The following is an 18,135-nucleotide window of genomic DNA, read 5'->3' as shown; positions in this document are numbered from 1 at the left end:
ATGTATATAATTTTTTCTCATCAAAATCAACGTAACATTTTCTTTTAATCTAAATAACTTTTTTTTAAAAAGATTCATATATTGCTATATTTCTTAACATTAATTTTTATTAAGAATATTATTTATATTGATTTTATTGATTAAAATTTTTAGAACAAAAAGATGATTATAACAAGCCTCGATAACGAATAAAGAGCAAAAGAATTAACCATGATCCCAATGCGACTTTTAAGGCTACTAAAATATTTAATAAGGGAATAATACCACCACTAAGTAATGATCCTAAATTCCCATAAGGTAATTCAAAACCAGCTAAAGTAATTCCGGCTAAAAGGATGAATATAATAATGATGATTTTTTCCCATTTACCTGCCTGATAATGGTTATACAGATCATACATCCAATCAATAGAAGATGTAATCACTATTAATCCAATAGCAGTACCTGCGGCTACTCCTGCGGCAAAACCGCCTCCGGGGGTTAAATGTCCTCGGATAGCTAATTCTATACTGACAAGAGCAGTAATAGTGGAAGCTAAACGTGCTAAAACGATAGAAGGTTCATCGGTAAATTGATAAACTATTGTAGAAACTTTTTCATTTGCGAGTAGATATTGTACTCCTAAAATAGCGATGGTAAAGACTACTACTTCAAAAATTGTGTCATAAAGACGATTACGAAAAATAATCCCTGATACGGCATTAGGCACTCCCGTATCATTGACTACGATTTCAACGATAGAGGTTTGCGATAAATCTAACTCTGGATTGACAATAATTAATATTTTTATAAACAGTGCAATTCCAGCTATTAAATAAATTATCTTCATTAATTTTAGTCTTTATTATCTGCTAAATAAATATAGGTTAAATTATCCATAGAATTATTTTCTTCTTGTTGGAAAATTTCGTATAATCGCTCAATTCTAATGATACTTTGATAAATTTGTTTTGAAGATTTTATTTCATGTTCTTTTGCGAAAAAGATACCATGGACTTCTTTCTCATTTAAAGCTTTTTCCAAACTATTTTGATCCTCATAATCTACTAATTCTAATCGTAGATAATACTTGGCAATTACTGATTTAAAATGCTCTATTATTAGAGAAAATAAGTTATCTTTATCTAAAGTATTTTGTTGATTATTCGCAGTGGATAAATCTTTTTTTAAGACTCCCAAACGCATTACTAAGGAAGAACGTACCGCAATTACATACAAAGAGATAGCTAACAATGTTCCCATTAAAGCCTCTGTTAAAGCGACATCCGCTGCACCTAATAAAGCATAGACTAAAGCGGCGATCGCACCTAACATACCTCGAATAATTAAAGCATAAAAAGGATTAACTTGAATTACCAAAAAAAAAGCTGATAATGGCAATAAAGCAACAATGATATATATAGTAAAATCAGGATTATTCATTAGTATTTTGACGATCACTAGAACAATAAGCTAAAACATAACCTAACATAGTATTCCAAAGAGCAAGAGAGATAATTGCTAAAACTAATAAAGGCCATTCTCTGGGTATTTTCCATAATAACCCGACAACAATAGCTATTGATCCTAGAGTATCTGATACTGAAAGATTATGAAGTTTATAAAGAGGTGAACGTTTACTTAATAAATAAGATGTACCCCATAACCAAAGAATTAAGCCGAAAATAATAAAAAAATAACTCATTGAAAAATTAGAATTTAGGAAAAGAAAATGTTTCTGTCTTTTTGTTCATTACCCATTGCTCATTACGAATTATGATAACATGAGTCTCATTCATTATCGATCATCATCTTTCTATGTTACTACCATCACAATTACAAAAAGGCGATTCTTTATTGGCGATCGCACCTAGTGGTACACTTAGAGATAAAGAAAGAGCTAAATTTGAGGAAGGAGTGGAAATTTGGCGAAAAAACGGGTATAAAGTTATTTTAGAGGAAAATTATGGAGCTCAAGAAGGTTATTTAGCAGGAAAAGACGAAATTCGCCGTCAAGCTCTAAAAAAAGCATGGACAAATCCCGAATATAAAGGCATTATTTGCGTTAGAGGTGGTTATGGTGGTGTAAGGTTACTGGAAAATTGGCAATGGGAAACAATTTCTCAACCGAAATGGTTAATCGGTTTTTCTGATGTAACTAGCCTTCTGTGGAGTTTATATAACCAAAAAATTATTAGTATTCACGGTGCAGTTTTAACTACTATATCCCAAGAGCCAGATTGGTCATTAAAACGCTTATTTAACTATATTGAAGGGAAACCTCTACTCCCCTTAAAAGGACATGGCTGGGGTGGTGGCAAAGCTCAAGGAAGGCTCTTACCAGCCAATTTAACCGTAGCAACTCACTTATTAGCAACCCCAATTTGTCCTAATTTTGATAATATAATTTTAGCTTTGGAAGATGTCCAAGAAGCACCTTATCGTCTTGATAGGATGTTAACTCAATGGCGATTAATGGGAATTTTTGATCAGGTAAAAGGCATTATTTTAGGAAGATTTAGCGGTTGTAATCCTCCTGATAGTATCCCCAGTTGGAATGTTGAGGAAGTATTACATGATCGTCTCTCAGATTTTAACATACCAATTATAAGTGAATTACCCTTTGGTCATGACGGCGTTAATGCTTGTTTACCCGTTGGTGGCTTAGTGGAAATTGATGGCGATGAAGGGGTAATTAAATTTATTGATACGGCTAAAATATAAGATAAATAGTTAGAAATACTTATAATTTTTATCGTTATGGTAACTCTTAATCTATCTCGTCAGGTTGAAAATCGTTTATCAATTTTAGCTCATGAATTAGGAGAAAAAGAAGAAGAATTATTACAAGATGCTATCATTAATTACCTAGAGGATTTAGAAGACATTAAGGATACTAAATATCGGTTAGATAATCCTGAAGTCTTACTTAACTCTTAAAGAATTAGAGAAAAACCTTGATTTAGCAGATTATCATTGATTCACGAGTTAGAAAGAAAAAAAAGCTCAATAAAGTTGCCTAAAAACGCATTATCCCTTATTTAAAAGAAGAGATAGCGATTCAATAAAAACTGATTAATAATAAAAGTGACGATATTTTATTTACGCAGACTTATTCATCATGATTAATATTAATTGGCAAAAACTGCAAAATGGCTCTGATATTCGAGGTGTTGCTTTAAAAGGAGTTGAAGGAGAAGAAGTTAATCTTACCCCTGATGTTGTTGCTTTTATAGGTAAGGCTTTTTCTCTATGGTTAAGTCAACAAAAACAGAAACCGACTTCTGAATTAATCATCTCCATCGGTAGGGATAGTCGTTTATCTGGTGAAACTTTGATGACTTCTTGTATAAATGCGATCGGCAATTTAGGGGTAACGGTGTATGATTTTGCTATGGCTTCCACTCCTGCGATGTTTATGAGTACTATTACTGATGACTATATATGTGACGGTGCAATCATGTTAACCGCTAGTCATCTTCCTTTTAATCGTAACGGCTTGAAGTTTTTTACTGATAAAGGAGGCTTGCAAAAACAAGACATTACTGAAATTCTTACCATTGCGGAAAAAGGAGAGTTTCCGACGGTAGAAGAAAAAGGTAACATTGAAAAACGTGATTTTATGTCGGTTTATGCTAACCAGTTTGTCACTAAAATTAGAGAATCTGTCAACCATCCTGATAATTATGAAACTCCCTTACAAGGCTTAAAAATTATTGTTGATGCGGGAAATGGTGCAGGTGGCTTTTATGCAACAAAAGTCTTACTACCTTTAGGCGCGGATATAGAAGGTAGTCAGTTTTTAAATCCTGATGGCAATTTTCCTAATCATATTCCTAATCCTGAAAATAAGGAAGCGATGGAATCTATTTCTCAGGCAGTGATTAATCATCAAGCCGATTTTGGTATTATATTTGATACTGATGTTGATCGTAGTGCGGCTGTTGATAGTCAAGGAAAAGAGTTAAATCGTAATAAATTAATCGCCTTAATTAGTGCCATAATTTTAAAAGAACATCCTCAAAGTACAATAGTTACTGATTCCATAACTTCTGAAGGTTTAACTCAATTTATCGAAGAAGAATTAAAGGGAAAACATCACCGTTTTAAGCGAGGTTATAAGAATGTCATTAATGAGGCTTTACGGTTAAATCAAGAGGGTGTAGAATCGTGGTTAGCCATTGAAACATCAGGACACGCCGCATTAAAAGAAAACTATTTTCTCGATGATGGTGCATATTTGGTGACTAAATTATTAATAGAATTAGCTAAATTAAAGCTAGATAATCAGAATTTAATTGACTTAATTAGTAAACTTAAAGAGCCTGTAGAAAGTGAGGAATTTAGATTAATAATTACAGCAGAAAAATTTAAAGATTATGGTAGTAAAATTATCGAAAAATTAACAGAATTTAGTGCTAGTCAATCAGATTGGAATATAATTCCTAATAATTACGAAGGTATTAGAGTTTCTTGCCAAAATGAATCAGAAAAAGGCTGGTTTTTATTGCGTTTATCTCTTCATGATCCTGTTTTGCCTTTAAACATAGAAACAAATATTGAGGGTGGAGTAGATAAAATAGCTAATCGTTTATGGACATTTTTTGATCAATTTAAACAATTAAATTATAATCACTAATCTTCATTAAAAAAATAATTACTAGAGACGTAGCGTGCTACGTCCATACATTTTACACATTCGAGATATTTATTAATTCTCAATTTTTAATTATTTGTTTAAAAAAACTAAAAAATCTTCTTCTTTTAAAGGTTTACTAACTAACCAACCTTGAATTAAATCACATTGAAGTTGCTTTAAAAAAAGTTTTTGCTTTTCCGTTTCTACTCCTTCTGCTACCACCATCATATTATATCCTTTGGCTAAGGTAATTATAGCTGAAATTAATGCTTGATCTTGTTTATTAATCACTAAATCAGTGACAAAAGATTGATCTATTTTAATAATATGAAAAGGGAAATTTTTTAAATAACTAAAAGAAGAATAACCCGTGCCAAAATCATCTAAGGAAAATTTAACACCAAGACTAGATAATTCATTAATAATAAATTCAGTTCTACTTACTTCTTGCATTAAAATACTTTCAGTAATTTCTAATTCTAAATATTGAGGATTAAATTGTGTTTTCTTTAAAATATGTTTTACTTGTTCGGTAAAATCTTCCTGTTGAAATTGTTTAGCAGAAACATTAACAGCAATAATTAGGTTTTTATACCCTAAATCATGCCATTTTTTACCTTGAATACAAGCAGTTTCTAATACCCATTTACCGATAGATAAAATTAATCCAGTTTCTTCTGCTAAAGGAATAAATTTACTGGGAGAAACAATACCTAAATTTGGATGTTGCCAACGTAACAATACTTCTACAGATGAGATACTATTAGTTTTTAAATCTAATTGAGGTTGAAAATTTAAAAATAATTCTTGATTTTCTAAGGCATTATATAAAGTCGTTTCTAGCTCAAATAATAAGGTTTGTTCTCGATTTAATTTACTGGTATAAAATTGACAATTATTTTTACCCATTTGTTTTGCTCTAAATAATGCAATGTCAGCATTTTTTATTAGTTGTTGTTCGTCTAAACCATCTTCAGGATAAAGAGAAATTCCAATACTGCAAGTAACATAAACCGTATATTTTTCAATTAAAAAAGGTTTTTTCAGACTATTAATAATAATATCTGCAATATTTCTAGCACTAGGTAAATTATGATCTAATGGGGTAATAAGTGTAAATTCATCTCCTCCCCAACGAGCTAAAAAACAGTCGAAAGGAAGGCAAGAAATTAGACGTTGAGCAAAACTTTCTAATAATTTATCTCCCACCGTATGATTTAAAGTTTCATTGATATTTTTAAAACGATCTATATCAATAAAGAAGATGGCTAATTCTTTTTTTTGTTCTTTTATTTCTTTAAGATATATCGCTAATTTCCAGTAAAAAAAATCCCGATTAGGAATACCAGTTAAAGAATCATGAAAGGCTTGATATTTTAATTTTTCTTCATAATTTTTACGACGAGTAATATCAAAAATATAACTTCTAATGACATTTTCTTTAGATAAATAATGAATATATTGCTCAAAATATTTATCTTCAATCTTAATTTCTCTGATAGTTAATTCTTTATTTTTATTATCATTATTATTTAAACCATCCGTCAAAGGAGTAATTAAATTATCTTGAATTAATAGCTCTCCAAAACATAAATTAGCCGCAGGATTTGTGTAAGTTACTTTTCCATTAAAATCAAATTCGATAATAGGATTAGGTGATAATTCAGGGAAAGAGGCTAATCTTTTAATATCTTTATCACTTAAATTTTCACTAAGATTTTCTTCTGAAATAATTAAAGTTTCCTGCAACTTTTCTCTACTTAAATCAAAAGAAGATAGGGTATTTTTTTTTAAAGTTTTAGATGATAAATTACCATCAGATAAATTTGCTGATAAAACATTCTCTTTCTTATAAATAGCTTTAATTTCACTAGTACCAAAAACAATTACATCTCCATCTTCTAAATGATGATGAATAGTTTTTTTGCCATTAACTAAAATACCATTTTGACTTCTTTTACCGTTTAAATCTCCATCAATTAAAATATATGAACTTTCTCCTGTTGTTACATCTTTTTTCATCAAAGTTGCATGATGTCTGGATACTGCTCCTGAATTTAATTTAATATTATTATCAGAATGACGACCAATAGAATAGATATTCTCAGTTAAAGAAATTACTATTTGTTCTGCAAAATTTTCAGGAAGTAACAGTAAAAAATGATTTTTATTATTATTTTGAATAGGCATAAATATAATTATTCTAAATCATTAGAATAGGCTAAAAATTTGCTTATATCTTCGGTATTAACAGGCTCACTTAACCAATTACCTTGCACTTGATTACATCCTAATTCTAATAATTTCTCAACTTGTTCTTTTGTTTCTACCCCTTCAGCAATTACTCGTAAATCAAAACTTTCTGCTATGGCAATCATTGCCTTAATCATGGCTTTATCTTGATTATTTTTAATAAAATTTTTGACGATAGGAAGGTCAATTTTTAAAGTTGAAAAGTTAAATTGTTTTAAATAACCTAATGCGGAAGCACCACTACCAAAATCATCTAAAGCAATTCTTACCCCTAATTCAGTTAATTCTTTTAAAGTTTTCTTTGCCGATTCAAGATCTTCTCCGATGGTTTTTTCTGTAATTTCTAATTCTAATAGGTTAGGATCTATTTGAGTTTTATATAGGATATTTTTAACCGTGGTAGTAAAGTTTGGTTGCTGAAATTGTTGATTAGAAATATTAATACAAATAGGTTGTTTTGTTAAGTGTAAATGATTTCTTTGCCAGATTTGACGTTGAGTACAAGCGGTTTCAATTACCCATTCTCCCATGGAGACAATTAACCCTGTTTCCTCAGCTAAGGGAATAAATTGATCTGGGGTAACTCTTCCTAAGTCGGGATGATCCCATCTGATTAGTGCTTCTAATCCTGTTAAACTATTTTTTTCTGTATCTATTTGTGGCTGATAGTACAATAAAAATTCATTTCTGTGTAAAGCATGGGCTAATAACTTTTCAATTCTGAGTAAACGTTCGACTTCTAATTGTATATTTTGGTCAAAGAATTTATAATTATTACTACCAGATTCTTGGCTTTTAGATAATGCACTTTGCCCTTGATTAAGTAGAATTTCCGCCGTGATATGGTTAGCATCTGGGGCTTTGATAGCAATACCCATACTGGTTTTGATGTGAATTTTCCGATTATCTAAGAAAAATGGCGGTTTCAAAGAATCTAACATTCGATGACTCACCCTTCCTACATCTTTTATGCTTCTAACTTGGGGCAGTAAGGCAACAAAATGATACATATCCCAATGTGCTACAGTATCTCCCGAACGTAGAGAAGCCCTTAAACGTTTCGCAAAACCATCTAAAATACTGGTTCTAAGATTATAATTTAATTTTTCTTTATTTTCGTCCAAAATCTCTAATTCAAGGAAAATAATGCACAATAAATTAGGATTCCTGCGACTATTGGCGATGGCAGTGTTAAACTGTTCCATGAATAACTGCCGATTTGGTAAACCCGTTTCGAGATCATATAATCCTTGCTCTTGAATAAAAGTTTCTTGATGAATGTTTTTATTAGCTGGACGTACTGCAAAAGAAAGAATTATTTGATCACCGTAGCTAACCCATGTGATATTTGATTCTAATTCGACTATTAACTTATTTTGAGATTTATACTGGAATTGTTTAACTAAATTATTATTTTTTTTAGTTTTTAAAATAGCTTTAATTTGCTCATCTAAAGCCGCCGTATTAAGATCAATTAAATCATATAATTTTAAAGAATAAATATCTTCTAAACTATAACCTAATAAATCGGCTAATGCATTGTTAGCTTCTAAAATCTTCTTATTATGAGCATCGACTAAGAAAATACCTTCTTTTGTTTGACTGATAAAAGCCTTATATCTTTCTTCACTTTCTTGTAATTGAGTTTCTAAAACCTTTCTTTTAGTAAAATCAAAAACATAACTTCTAATTAATTGTTTGTCTGATAGATAATGAATATATTGCTCAAAAACTTGATCTTTTATCGTAACTTCCCTAACAAATAATTTACTATTTTTACCATGATTTTCTATATTCTTAATTAAACCTAATAAAAGAGGATGATTTTCTGTAGAAGGATTATTTTGAAGTTCAGGAAATTTACTAATCGCAGAAGGATTAAGATAAGTAATTTTTCCATCCCAATTCATTTCTATAATAGGATTAGGGCTTAATTCAGGGAAAGAAGCTAATTTTGTAATTTCGGAATTTTGAAAATTAGTGGTCTCTTCAGCCTCAACATTCGGCTCAGAAATAACTAAAGTTTGCTTCATATCTCGACTAGGATTAGAGATTTTATCCTCCTTAATCATACTTTCAGAAGATTGCTGAAAATCACCTGATTGTAATAAAGCTAAATCAGATACATTATTTAAAATATAATAACTAGCTTGAATTTCAAAACCTAAGCGAATTATATCTTCATGTTTTAACTCCTGAACTAAACATCTTTTATCATTAATAAAAATACCATTTGTACTTCGATTTCCCTGTAAATCACCATCCAAAAGCCAGTAAGAAAATGACCTATTTTTAGTATCAGTTCTTCTTAATAAAGTGGCATGAAAACGAGAAACTTTTTTAGATGATAATGCAATTTTATTTCGTGGATCTCTCCCAATGGAATAATTTGCTTCCTCTAAAATAATAGTTTGTCGAGAATTTTCATCTTCTAAAACTAAAACATGAGTAATAGGTTGTAAATCTCGATTTAAAGTTGTTTTAATAAAGTCATTATTCATAAAATTTTAATAATATGTAAGCTATTTTATGTCAAGGATAATAAATTAACATAACAGTTAAACAAATAGTTAATAATTAATAATACTTATTTTGAAATAATAGATCAAAAATAATTATTGATTATTAGTTGATAATACTATGTTCTGCTTTATGAAGAAAAATAGTTGCATCTTTAGCAGGAAGAGGCCTACTAAATAAATTACCTTGAATTTCTGTACAACCTAAATCTCTAATTAATTCCATCTGTTCTAGTTTTTCTACACCTACAGCTACCAATCTAGTGCCATATCCTTGACATAACACCGCCATGCTCTGAATAAATGCTTTATTTTTCACATTTTCTTCTAATAAATTAATTAAACTAGGGCTTATTTTTACTGTATCAAAAGCAACTTTTTGCAAATAAATTAAAGAAGAATTCCCAGAGCCAAAATTATCAAAACAGAGCCTGACTTTTAAAGAGGATAATTGAGCTAAAGTTTTATAGGCTAATTCAGGATTTTGTAAAAAAGAATTTTCCGTAATTTCTAATTCTAATAATTGAGGTGGTAATGTGGTTTGTTCTAAAATTTTTTCAATGGTTTCGACAAAATTGGGTTGAGAAAATTGTCTGGCAGAAATATTAACACCAATAGGTAAAGGAGATATATTTTGTTTTTCCCATGCTTCCATTTGCAACATTACTGTTTGTAAAATCCATACTCCTAATGGTAACATGAAATCTGTTTCTTCTGTTAACCGTAAAAAATGACGAGGAGTTACTTTGCCTAATTCAGGATGATCCCAGCGTAATAATGCTTCTAAACCAGTTAATTTTGTAGTATGAGTATCAATTTGAGGCTGATAGCACAAGAAAAATTGTTGTTCTTTAATGGCACTACCAATTAAATTCTCTAATTTTAACAAACTAGCTGTTTTCGGACTGATGGTAAATCCTGTAACACCGTAGCTAGAATTATTAGCTGTTTTATTTTGTTCAAGGGAAAGTAAACTATTTTTAATGAGTAATGAAAGTTCATCGCCATCAATGGGATAAATACCCAAATTTATATTAAGAGTTAGAGAAACATTACTAGAATATTCTTGTAAAAATTGCTCTAAAGTACTAGACATTTTTTTTGCAATTTTAGCTGGATCTCTTGGTCCTTTTATGCGGGGAAATAATACCATAAATTTATTCTCATCCCATCTTGCAATTAAATCTCCTATGCGCAGACAAGATTGAATTGTTTGAGCAAAACTTTTGATTAGTTTTTCATTATTTTCTTGATTATTCTTTTCTTTAAATTCTTTAAAATTACCAATTTCTGCGACTATTAAACCCATTAAATATTGATAACGTTCTGCATTAGCGATGGCGACAGTTAACTGTTCATTAAACAACCTTTGGTTAGGAAGATGAGTTGTATAATCATGAAAAAGTTGATCACTAGAAAAAGCGATATTTTCTGAGGTAGTAGCATTTTTAACCACAAAGCAAAAAATATCTTTATTTTGATAGCTAATTAAACTAACACTAGAATCTAAATTAATTAAAGAACCATCTTGACAACGATGTAAATATTGTTTAGTAAAATCCTCTTTATTTTCTAAAACATTAATTAAATCCTGATTAAAAATAGTTAAATCACTGGCAATGACATTATAAAGTGTTAAATTAGTAATTTCTTCACTGGAATAACCTAACAAATTCAAATAAGAATCATTAGCTTCAATAATTCGCTTATTACTTGCATAAGCTAATAAAATACCTTCAGAAGTTTGTCGGGCAATGGCACGATAACGAGCTTCACTTTCTTTTAATTGAGATTCTGCTTGTTTTCTTTTGGTAAAATCAAAAATGTAGCAACGTATTAATTTTTTTTCAGATAGATAATGAACATATTGCTCAAAAACTTCAGTTCCAATTTTAACTTCTCTTAAAAATAAATTACCTTGTCGATTATTATATTCTGTTAATAAACCTGAGAGAATAGGATGATCTAATTTTTCATCGTAAATAGTATCAAATTTAATACTAGCCGCAGGATTAAGATAAGTAATATTACCATCCCAATCTAATTCGATAATGGGATTAGGACTTAATTCAGGAAAGGAAGCTAGACGAATTAACTCTTGTTGATCTTCGGGGTTACTAGATTCTGTTTGTTTCCCAATCATGGTTTCACTAGATTGATTAGTGAGAGTAGTACGAGAAGCATTAATTCGATCTAAACCATCAGGATTAAATAAATCAATACCAGAATCTGTGGGGATAATATAATAATTAGCTTTAGCCTCATTAGCAAAACGAATAGTATCACCATGTTTTAATTCATGGGAAATACTAGCGTGTCCATTGATTAAAATGCCATTCGTACTTCTTTTTCCTTGTAAATCACCGTCAATAATGCGATAAGAAAAACCATCACCTTCATCATCCATTCTGCGAATTAACGTTGCGTGAGTACGAGAAACCTGATAATCATAAAGAATAATAGGATTATGAGAATCTCGACCTAATGTATAGTTACTTTCTTCTAGGGAAACAATTCTTCTACCTTTACGATCTTCGATAACGAAAATATGACGAAATTCTTGTACTTCACTCATGTAATTTTACCCAGAATAACTAATATAACCCAATAAATCTTAATATTACTTAATTGTTTATTTTCATGGCTTATTCTTTATAACTATTATAGATTAGTTAGGAGATGACAGTTAATAATTGAAAATGAATAACTAATGATTAATCATTAATGATAGCGATATATTTTCGTGCAAAATCTCAGTATAATGAAACAGAAAAATCATTGAAAGTAGAAGCCATAATGACAGGTTTAGCCTTATTAAGTGTATCCGATAAAACAGGCATTGTAGAATTAGCGAAAACATTAGTAGAAGAATTTAATTTCCAGATTATCAGTAGTGGTGGCACAGCAAAAACTTTACAATCGGCTGGTATTCCCGTTACTAAAGTTAGTGACTATACTCAATCTCCTGAAATTTTAGGCGGCAGAGTCAAAACCTTACATCCTCGCATTCATGGCGGTATTTTAGCAAGATTAGAATTAGAATCCCATCAAGAAGACTTACAAGCTAATCAAATTCGCCCTTTTGATTTAGTTGTCGTTAATTTATATCCCTTTGAAAAAACCATTACCCAAGAAAATTGTACGATAGAAGATGCTATAGAACAAATAGACATTGGCGGTCCAGCTATGGTAAGAGCCAGTGCAAAAAACTATGCCCATGTAACTATTTTAAGTAATCCTGCTCGTTATGAGGATTATTTGGCACAATTAAGAGCTAATCAAGGAAAAACTACCCTTGAGTTTCGTCAAGCCAGAGCCGTTGAAGCCTTCGCCATGACTGCCAATTATGATCAAGCCATCTGTCGTTATTTTGCCCAAATTAACCCGGAATCTGCTGATTATTATGGTATTGGAGGGAAAAAAATCGCTACTCTTCGTTATGGTGAAAATCCCCATCAAAAAGCTAGTTGGTATCAAAACGGAAGCGAGGCTAAAGGTTGGGCGGGGGCAAATCAATTACAAGGTAAAGAATTAAGCTATAACAATTTAGTTGATTTAGAAGCCGCTAGAAGAATTGTCTGTGAATTTCCTAGTAGTGAACTTGCAGCAGTGATTATAAAACACACAAATCCTTGCGGTGTGGCAGTAGGGGAAACTCTTTTTGAGGCGTATCAAAAGGCTTATAATGCTGATTCTGTGTCTGCTTTTGGGGGGATTGTGGCTTTAAATCAACCTCTCGATGCACCTACGGCTAAAGCCATGAGTAAAATCTTTTTAGAATGTATTGTTGCCCCGAATATTACGGAAGAAGCCAAAGCCATTTTAGCTAAAAAATCTAATCTCAGAGTACTGTTATTGTCAGATTTAAACGCTGGTAGTCAAGATAACATCAAAGCGATCGCAGGAGGATTTTTAATTCAAGAAAATGATGTAGCGATAGAATTACCAGAAACATGGCAAATTGTCACGGAAAAACAACCCACAGAAACTGAATTACAAGAATTATTATTTGCTTGGAAAATTGTTAAACACGTTAAATCTAATGCCATCGTTATCAGCAAAAATCTTACTACCCTTGGAGTTGGTGCAGGGCAAATGAACCGAGTCGGCTCAGTAAAAATTGCCTTAGAACAAGCAGGAGAAGACTCTTCTGGGGCATTTTTAGCTAGTGATGCGTTTTTTCCTTTTGATGATTCTGTCCGAACAGCCGCCGAAGCTGGTATCACTGCCATTATTCAACCCGGAGGCTCAATCCGTGATGAAGACTCCATTAAAGCCGCTAATGAATTGGGTTTGGTCATGGTATTTACTGGAGTACGTCATTTCTTACATTAATTAATTCCGAAATCTTCAATTATCAAAACTATTCATATATTTTCTCCTTTTCAAAATAATAGAGCAGTATAAAATTCAGAAAAATTGATCATTAATCAAGATAATATTCTATTAGATCACATAATATTGACATTGTTTAATTATGAAAAAAATAAATATTCAAAGACTGTTTTCTACCAATGTATTAGGTTTATCAATGGCTTTGTCTTTTCTTTATCCTGCTTTAGCAGAAACCGAATCCGCAACATTTACCTTAGAGAATAATACAGATCGTCCTCTTCTGGAATTTTATGCTTCTCCACCATCTAGTGATGATTGGGAAGATGATATCTTGGGTACTGATGTATTATTACCCGGTCAGTCTGTAGAGATAACCATTGATGATGGAAGAGAAGATTGTCTTTATGATTTCAAGGGTGTTCTTGGTCCATCGGATGATGGTTCTGTTGGCGTAGGTGAATTAATACAGTCAAAAGTACAAGTTTGTGATGGAGAAACTTACGAATATTCAAACTAATATTCTTAATTTCTAGCTTATAGCCCTTAATAAATCAAGGGATTTTCAAAGTTGAGCCAAAAATTTCTGTTTTGGATTTAGAGGATAAGTGGACAGGAAGATTTTTTCTAAAAATTATATTATTGTTAGTCAAAAATCTTTGTATTTTTCACTCTACTTGGGTTTCATTATTTTAAAAATCAGAGAATCAAAACCCCTTACTAATCAATTAGGCTAACTGATGATATTTATTGTATTACGTCATTTTTATACTAATTAGTTTTGCCCCTAAATCCCCAACTATGGGGACTTTTGTATTTATTTGTAGAAGAAGTGCGAGTAATCTGTTTGATAGTATTAGGAATAAATGTAATTTAGTGACTAATTTTCCAAATTTAGATAAAAATTATTATAAAATTAAACCTAGTTTAAACGGTTTTTTCGTTGATGATTATATTATTTTTTATTATCCTCAAACTAATGGAATTATAATTACAAAAGTTATTAATAGTTGCAGAGATTTAGAAAAATTCTTCAGCGAATAAATCTTAAATATTTTTGACAATTTACTCTAAAATATTAAAATTTATATCCATTTTCAAAATAAATTTATAAGTCTTTATTAAAATATAACGATGAATCAAGATCAAATTATTGTACCTCTCGATGTCTCTGATTTAGATTCGGCGATCGCATTAATCAAATTATTACCAGAAGTAACTTTTTGGAAAGTTGGTTTAGAGTTATTTGTCGCTACCGGTGCAGATATACTTAAGTTTTTAAAAGATGAAAACAAACGTATTTTTCTGGATCTTAAATTTCACGACATCCCCAATACTGTTAAAAGTGCCACCCAATCAGCTTTAAAGCATCAAGTTGATTTATTAACCATTCATGCCACCGCAGGTAGAGAAGCCTTAACTGCCGCCAAAGAAGTAGTAAAGAATAGCGGGGATACCCGTCTTAAATTGTTAGCTATTAGCGTTTTAACGAGTATTAACACCAGACAATTAGCTTTTGATCTCAAAATTCCCCTAGAGTTGCCTGAATATGCTTTAAATAATGCTTTGATGGCTAAAGAGTGTGGCATTGATGGTGCTGTCTGTTCTCCTCATGAAGTACTAAAATTAAAAGAAGTATGTGGAAAAGATTTCTTATTGGTATGTCCTGGAGTTCGTCCTATATGGGCTTCGGCAGGAGATCAAAAAAGGATTATGACTCCAAAACAAGCACTACAACAAGGGGCAGATTATCTTGTTATCGGGCGCCCTATTACTCAAACTGAAAATCCTGCGATCGCATGGTCTAAAATTATAGAAGAAATTAAAACTTAAGAATGTACAAAATTAACTAAAAATTATGGTAATTAGTCATTTGCTAAATAGATATTTATTATCAATACTCACTATTTTTAATTGCTTATTTTTATCCGATATTTTGCCAAAAATTGCTTTAGCCGACACCTCAATTAATCATAAAAAGTGTGGAGATAATTTAGAAGATTTAGCAAATTTATTAGTTAATGATATTCCTGATTACGCCAATAGAGTTATTCAAAGAAATCGCATTTATTCTCATCCTTTAGAGTTTTTTCCTCTATTTATTATTACGGCTGGAAAACCAGATTTAGATCCTTTATTATTGAATCAAAGTCAATATAAAAGTTTACTAAAATCTAATAATTATAGTAACACTTATCAGATTTTTTTTACTACTTTAGAAAAACAATATTCAACTAATAATCGTATCATCGAGACCCAAAATTTTCATTGGTTAATATTAACAAAAACTCCACAAGATTGGAAATTAGTTATGGCATTAACGAAATTCGGTTATCCTGATAATTCTCCCGATCAAAACTTTATTTCTTCTCCTCCTATTGACACCACAGAAGGTACAATAGGACAAGCCATCAAACTTTGGTTAAGAGATTGTTCTCAAAATTTTTAGTTTTATTCAACAATGGCAACGGAAGAAGAATCAGAAGGATTAGGTAATATACAGCAGTTAATTTCATCGATGCAAATTTTGCCCCATTGTAAAGCCCAACGCACCAACTCCACTCGATTATCAGTTTTAGTTTTCGTGAGAATATTACTGATATGATTATCTACAGTTCTTTTACTGATTTCTAATTTTTCAGCAATATCATGATTGGTTAAGCCAGTGGCCACTAACTCTAATATTTCTAATTCCCGTTGGGATAGAGAAGTCGATTCTGTTGTTTTGCCACTACTCATAAGTCTTATGTACCCAGTAAATTTGCCTATTGTTCCTGATTTCATTCTAACGAAAAGTGTGAGAGAAAAACATTTAATTTTTATGAGCAAAAAGTGCATAAAATGGATCTCTACCGCCAATACCAAACATTTGTAAAATAGCAGGTATTTCTGGTTGTGTAGCAACTATTTGAGGTGGACTAAAATCTGGTACTGATTGGAAATAGGATTTAACTAAGTGTATTCTTTGCCTATCAGTAGCATCACGCCATGCAGAAATAGCTTTTTGATAAAACATTCTATTAGAAAAGCTAATAATTGCTACTCCATTGGGTTTTAAAATTCTCGCCATTTCACTAAAAATTGCTTCGGGATATTGTAAATATTGTACGGAAACTGCACATAAAACTGCATCAAAATCTTGATCTTTTAAGGGTAATTCAATATTTTGGTTTAAATTTTGGATAAAATAATGATTTAAGGATTTATTTTTCTTTAATTCTTCTTCATTCATACCGTGCCCTTCAATATGGGTAAATTCTATTTCTGATGGTAAGTGTGATACCCAACTACTCATTAAATCTAAAATTCGACTATTAGGCTTTAATTGTTGTCGATAAAGTTCGGTTAATTGATTAATAAAATTATCATCTACGTGATTGACAAAACGAGGGAAAGAATAGAAAAAACTATCTTCGCTATCATCAAGTTTCGTGCGCTGATGGGGATGTAATAACATTTTTTTAGATTTTGAAGGTTAAATCAAGTTCAAATTAATTATAGATAGAGAATTTTGGGATAGGGTACTAATTTTTTTTTGAGAAATTGCATAAAGTTGAAAAAGTCACTGGATAAACAAATAGAAACTATCAATGGTGATGTATGATGACAATGAATATGATTCAATCTAACTTCAATAATCTTTTTAGCTATATTTTTCCTGATGAATCTCAATCTGCTAGTTTAGTGATCAAATTTTTGTTAGTTTTAGAAAGTGAAAACTTAATTCCCTTATTTTTAATGGATGATGGTAAAAATATTAATGATGGAATTTCTGGGTTAGTTACAAATCATGAAAATAAAATTTTATCAGTAAGTAATATTATTCAAAAATCTTTAGGTAAAAATCAATCATCTTTATTTTTTGGCTCAAATTTTCAAGTAGAGAGTTTTTCTAATACATTCCTAGAAACAAAAATATTTGATACTTTTTTAATTTTCACTTTAGAAGGTTTAATTTTAGATTACCCTCTTTTTCTATCAAATCAATCTCAATATAAATGTGATGAAAAATATGATTTAATTCCTTGGGATTATTGGGATCATATTTTTATTTCTTTTGTTGATGATGAGCCAAAATGTAGTTTAATTTTTAGTAAAAATAATGGTGAATATATAACCATTAATAATATTTGTAATTCAGATAGTGAAGCAAATATAATTGAACAACAATTACCTTTAATTTTTTGTTATTTTATCATGAAAAGATTTTGGCAATATGTACAAAAATCTCGTCATAAATCTTTTTATACTTTTAATTCTCAAGATTTTCTCTATTTAGATCAAAACAACTTATCTTATTTTACTCAAAATATTTTAGCAAATATCAATATTACCCCCGATGATTTAGATAATTTAGTCCGAAAAATAGAGTTATAACAACTAATAATTAATAATTATTTTTAAAAGTTACTT

At 30.5% G+C, this 18,135-nt stretch carries 17 protein-coding genes; 9 read left to right on the top strand and 8 right to left on the bottom strand.

Annotation, left to right across the window (positions count from 1 at the left end):
- Window positions 1-166: 166 nt before the first annotated feature.
- Genes GM3708_RS04850 through GM3708_RS04840 form a run of 3 tightly spaced genes read right to left on the bottom strand, consistent with a single transcriptional unit; the run spans window position 167 to window position 1,684 of the window.
- A complete protein-coding gene (locus GM3708_RS04850; protein ID WP_066344573.1) occupies window positions 167-829 on the bottom strand; it encodes a Na(+)/H(+) antiporter subunit B in 663 nt (220 codons plus the stop codon).
- Between the two features lie 5 nt (window positions 830-834).
- On the bottom strand, window positions 835-1,422 hold the full coding sequence (locus GM3708_RS04845) for a DUF4040 domain-containing protein (protein WP_066344571.1): 588 nt from the start codon (window positions 1,420-1,422) through the stop codon (window positions 835-837).
- Window positions 1,415-1,684 carry a monovalent cation/H(+) antiporter subunit G gene (locus GM3708_RS04840; RefSeq protein ID WP_066344568.1) on the bottom strand — a complete coding sequence of 90 codons (270 nt, stop codon included), beginning with the start codon at window positions 1,682-1,684 and terminating at the stop codon, window positions 1,415-1,417. The genes GM3708_RS04845 and GM3708_RS04840 overlap by 8 nt, the downstream gene beginning before the upstream one ends.
- A gap of 113 nt (window positions 1,685-1,797) precedes the next feature.
- Between GM3708_RS04840 and GM3708_RS04835 the strand changes: the two genes are divergently transcribed.
- The 3 genes from GM3708_RS04835 (at window position 1,798) to GM3708_RS04825 (ending at window position 4,618) form a co-directional block, all read left to right on the top strand.
- A complete protein-coding gene (locus GM3708_RS04835; RefSeq protein ID WP_066344567.1) occupies window positions 1,798-2,703 on the top strand; it encodes an LD-carboxypeptidase in 906 nt (301 codons plus the stop codon).
- 36 nt (window positions 2,704-2,739) lie between these two features.
- Window positions 2,740-2,919 carry a CopG family transcriptional regulator gene (locus GM3708_RS04830; RefSeq protein WP_066344566.1) on the top strand — a complete coding sequence of 60 codons (180 nt, stop codon included), beginning with the start codon at window positions 2,740-2,742 and terminating at the stop codon, window positions 2,917-2,919.
- A 181-nt stretch (window positions 2,920-3,100) separates the two neighbouring features.
- A complete protein-coding gene (locus tag GM3708_RS04825; protein ID WP_066344565.1) occupies window positions 3,101-4,618 on the top strand; it encodes a phosphomannomutase/phosphoglucomutase in 1,518 nt (505 codons plus the stop codon).
- Between the two features lie 90 nt (window positions 4,619-4,708).
- On the opposite strand, the gene GM3708_RS04820 is transcribed toward GM3708_RS04825, so the two are convergent.
- The 3 genes from GM3708_RS04820 to GM3708_RS04810 form a co-directional block, all read right to left on the bottom strand.
- Window positions 4,709-6,808 carry an EAL domain-containing protein gene (locus GM3708_RS04820; RefSeq protein WP_066344562.1) on the bottom strand — a complete coding sequence of 700 codons (2,100 nt, stop codon included), beginning with the start codon at window positions 6,806-6,808 and terminating at the stop codon, window positions 4,709-4,711.
- 8 nt (window positions 6,809-6,816) lie between these two features.
- A complete protein-coding gene (locus tag GM3708_RS04815; RefSeq protein ID WP_066344560.1) occupies window positions 6,817-9,372 on the bottom strand; it encodes an EAL domain-containing protein in 2,556 nt (851 codons plus the stop codon).
- Window positions 9,373-9,496: 124 nt separating this feature from the next.
- The gene (locus GM3708_RS04810) at window positions 9,497-11,965 is read right to left on the bottom strand and encodes an EAL domain-containing protein (RefSeq protein ID WP_066344558.1); all 2,469 of its coding nucleotides are present in this window, start codon (window positions 11,963-11,965) and stop codon (window positions 9,497-9,499) included.
- Between the two features lie 221 nt (window positions 11,966-12,186).
- Between GM3708_RS04810 and purH the strand changes: the two genes are divergently transcribed.
- The 5 genes from purH (at window position 12,187) to GM3708_RS04785 (ending at window position 16,171) form a co-directional block, all read left to right on the top strand.
- Window positions 12,187-13,725 (top strand): bifunctional phosphoribosylaminoimidazolecarboxamide formyltransferase/IMP cyclohydrolase, encoded by a 1,539-nt coding sequence (gene purH / locus GM3708_RS04805; protein WP_066349338.1) that lies wholly within the window; start codon window positions 12,187-12,189, stop codon window positions 13,723-13,725.
- Between the two features lie 142 nt (window positions 13,726-13,867).
- Window positions 13,868-14,242, top strand: coding sequence for a hypothetical protein (locus tag GM3708_RS18465; protein WP_071827584.1), 375 nt, complete (start codon window positions 13,868-13,870; stop codon window positions 14,240-14,242).
- Between the two features lie 356 nt (window positions 14,243-14,598).
- The gene (locus tag GM3708_RS18660) at window positions 14,599-14,766 is read left to right on the top strand and encodes a hypothetical protein (protein WP_158505851.1); all 168 of its coding nucleotides are present in this window, start codon (window positions 14,599-14,601) and stop codon (window positions 14,764-14,766) included.
- Between the two features lie 90 nt (window positions 14,767-14,856).
- Window positions 14,857-15,555, top strand: a complete 699-nt coding sequence (gene pyrF, locus GM3708_RS04790; protein WP_066344556.1) for an orotidine-5'-phosphate decarboxylase — start codon at window positions 14,857-14,859, stop codon at window positions 15,553-15,555.
- A gap of 25 nt (window positions 15,556-15,580) precedes the next feature.
- Window positions 15,581-16,171 (top strand): hypothetical protein, encoded by a 591-nt coding sequence (locus tag GM3708_RS04785; protein ID WP_066344555.1) that lies wholly within the window; start codon window positions 15,581-15,583, stop codon window positions 16,169-16,171.
- 2 nt (window positions 16,172-16,173) lie between these two features.
- Here the strand turns inward: GM3708_RS04785 and GM3708_RS04780 are convergent, their stop codons facing one another.
- Window positions 16,174-16,461: a response regulator transcription factor gene (locus GM3708_RS04780; RefSeq protein ID WP_066344549.1), complete on the bottom strand. Its 288-nt coding sequence runs from the start codon at window positions 16,459-16,461 to the stop codon at window positions 16,174-16,176.
- A 73-nt stretch (window positions 16,462-16,534) separates the two neighbouring features.
- Window positions 16,535-17,179, bottom strand: coding sequence for a class I SAM-dependent methyltransferase (locus GM3708_RS04775; RefSeq protein ID WP_066344547.1), 645 nt, complete (start codon window positions 17,177-17,179; stop codon window positions 16,535-16,537).
- 143 nt (window positions 17,180-17,322) lie between these two features.
- Between GM3708_RS04775 and GM3708_RS04770 the strand changes: the two genes are divergently transcribed.
- The gene (locus GM3708_RS04770; RefSeq protein WP_158505850.1) at window positions 17,323-18,099 is read left to right on the top strand and encodes a hypothetical protein; all 777 of its coding nucleotides are present in this window, start codon (window positions 17,323-17,325) and stop codon (window positions 18,097-18,099) included.
- Window positions 18,100-18,135 lie beyond the last annotated feature (36 nt).

Source organism: Geminocystis sp. NIES-3708 (genome assembly GCF_001548095.1).
GTDB lineage: Bacteria > Cyanobacteriota > Cyanobacteriia > Cyanobacteriales > Cyanobacteriaceae > Geminocystis.
Note: the sequence above shows the minus strand (reverse complement) of the source record. Positions and strands in the feature narration are given on the sequence as shown.

What these genes read in the sequence shown, in the direction of transcription:
- GM3708_RS04850 (WP_066344573.1), bottom strand. Translation starts at nt 829, where the DNA reads ATGAAGATAATTTATTTAATAGCTGGAATTGCACTGTTTATAAAAATA.
- GM3708_RS04845 (WP_066344571.1), bottom strand. Translation starts at nt 1,422, where the DNA reads ATGAATAATCCTGATTTTACTATATATATCATTGTTGCTTTATTGCCA.
- GM3708_RS04840 (WP_066344568.1), bottom strand. Translation starts at nt 1,684, where the DNA reads ATGAGTTATTTTTTTATTATTTTCGGCTTAATTCTTTGGTTATGGGGT.
- GM3708_RS04835 (WP_066344567.1), top strand. Translation starts at nt 1,798, where the DNA reads ATGTTACTACCATCACAATTACAAAAAGGCGATTCTTTATTGGCGATC.
- GM3708_RS04830 (WP_066344566.1), top strand. Translation starts at nt 2,740, where the DNA reads ATGGTAACTCTTAATCTATCTCGTCAGGTTGAAAATCGTTTATCAATT.
- GM3708_RS04825 (WP_066344565.1), top strand. Translation starts at nt 3,101, where the DNA reads ATGATTAATATTAATTGGCAAAAACTGCAAAATGGCTCTGATATTCGA.
- GM3708_RS04820 (WP_066344562.1), bottom strand. Translation starts at nt 6,808, where the DNA reads ATGCCTATTCAAAATAATAATAAAAATCATTTTTTACTGTTACTTCCT.
- GM3708_RS04815 (WP_066344560.1), bottom strand. Translation starts at nt 9,372, where the DNA reads ATGAATAATGACTTTATTAAAACAACTTTAAATCGAGATTTACAACCT.
- GM3708_RS04810 (WP_066344558.1), bottom strand. Translation starts at nt 11,965, where the DNA reads ATGAGTGAAGTACAAGAATTTCGTCATATTTTCGTTATCGAAGATCGT.
- purH (WP_066349338.1), top strand. Translation starts at nt 12,187, where the DNA reads ATGACAGGTTTAGCCTTATTAAGTGTATCCGATAAAACAGGCATTGTA.
- GM3708_RS18465 (WP_071827584.1), top strand. Translation starts at nt 13,868, where the DNA reads ATGAAAAAAATAAATATTCAAAGACTGTTTTCTACCAATGTATTAGGT.
- pyrF (WP_066344556.1), top strand. Translation starts at nt 14,857, where the DNA reads ATGAATCAAGATCAAATTATTGTACCTCTCGATGTCTCTGATTTAGAT.
- GM3708_RS04785 (WP_066344555.1), top strand. Translation starts at nt 15,581, where the DNA reads ATGGTAATTAGTCATTTGCTAAATAGATATTTATTATCAATACTCACT.
- GM3708_RS04780 (WP_066344549.1), bottom strand. Translation starts at nt 16,461, where the DNA reads ATGAGTAGTGGCAAAACAACAGAATCGACTTCTCTATCCCAACGGGAA.
- GM3708_RS04775 (WP_066344547.1), bottom strand. Translation starts at nt 17,179, where the DNA reads ATGTTATTACATCCCCATCAGCGCACGAAACTTGATGATAGCGAAGAT.
- GM3708_RS04770 (WP_158505850.1), top strand. Translation starts at nt 17,323, where the DNA reads ATGATGACAATGAATATGATTCAATCTAACTTCAATAATCTTTTTAGC.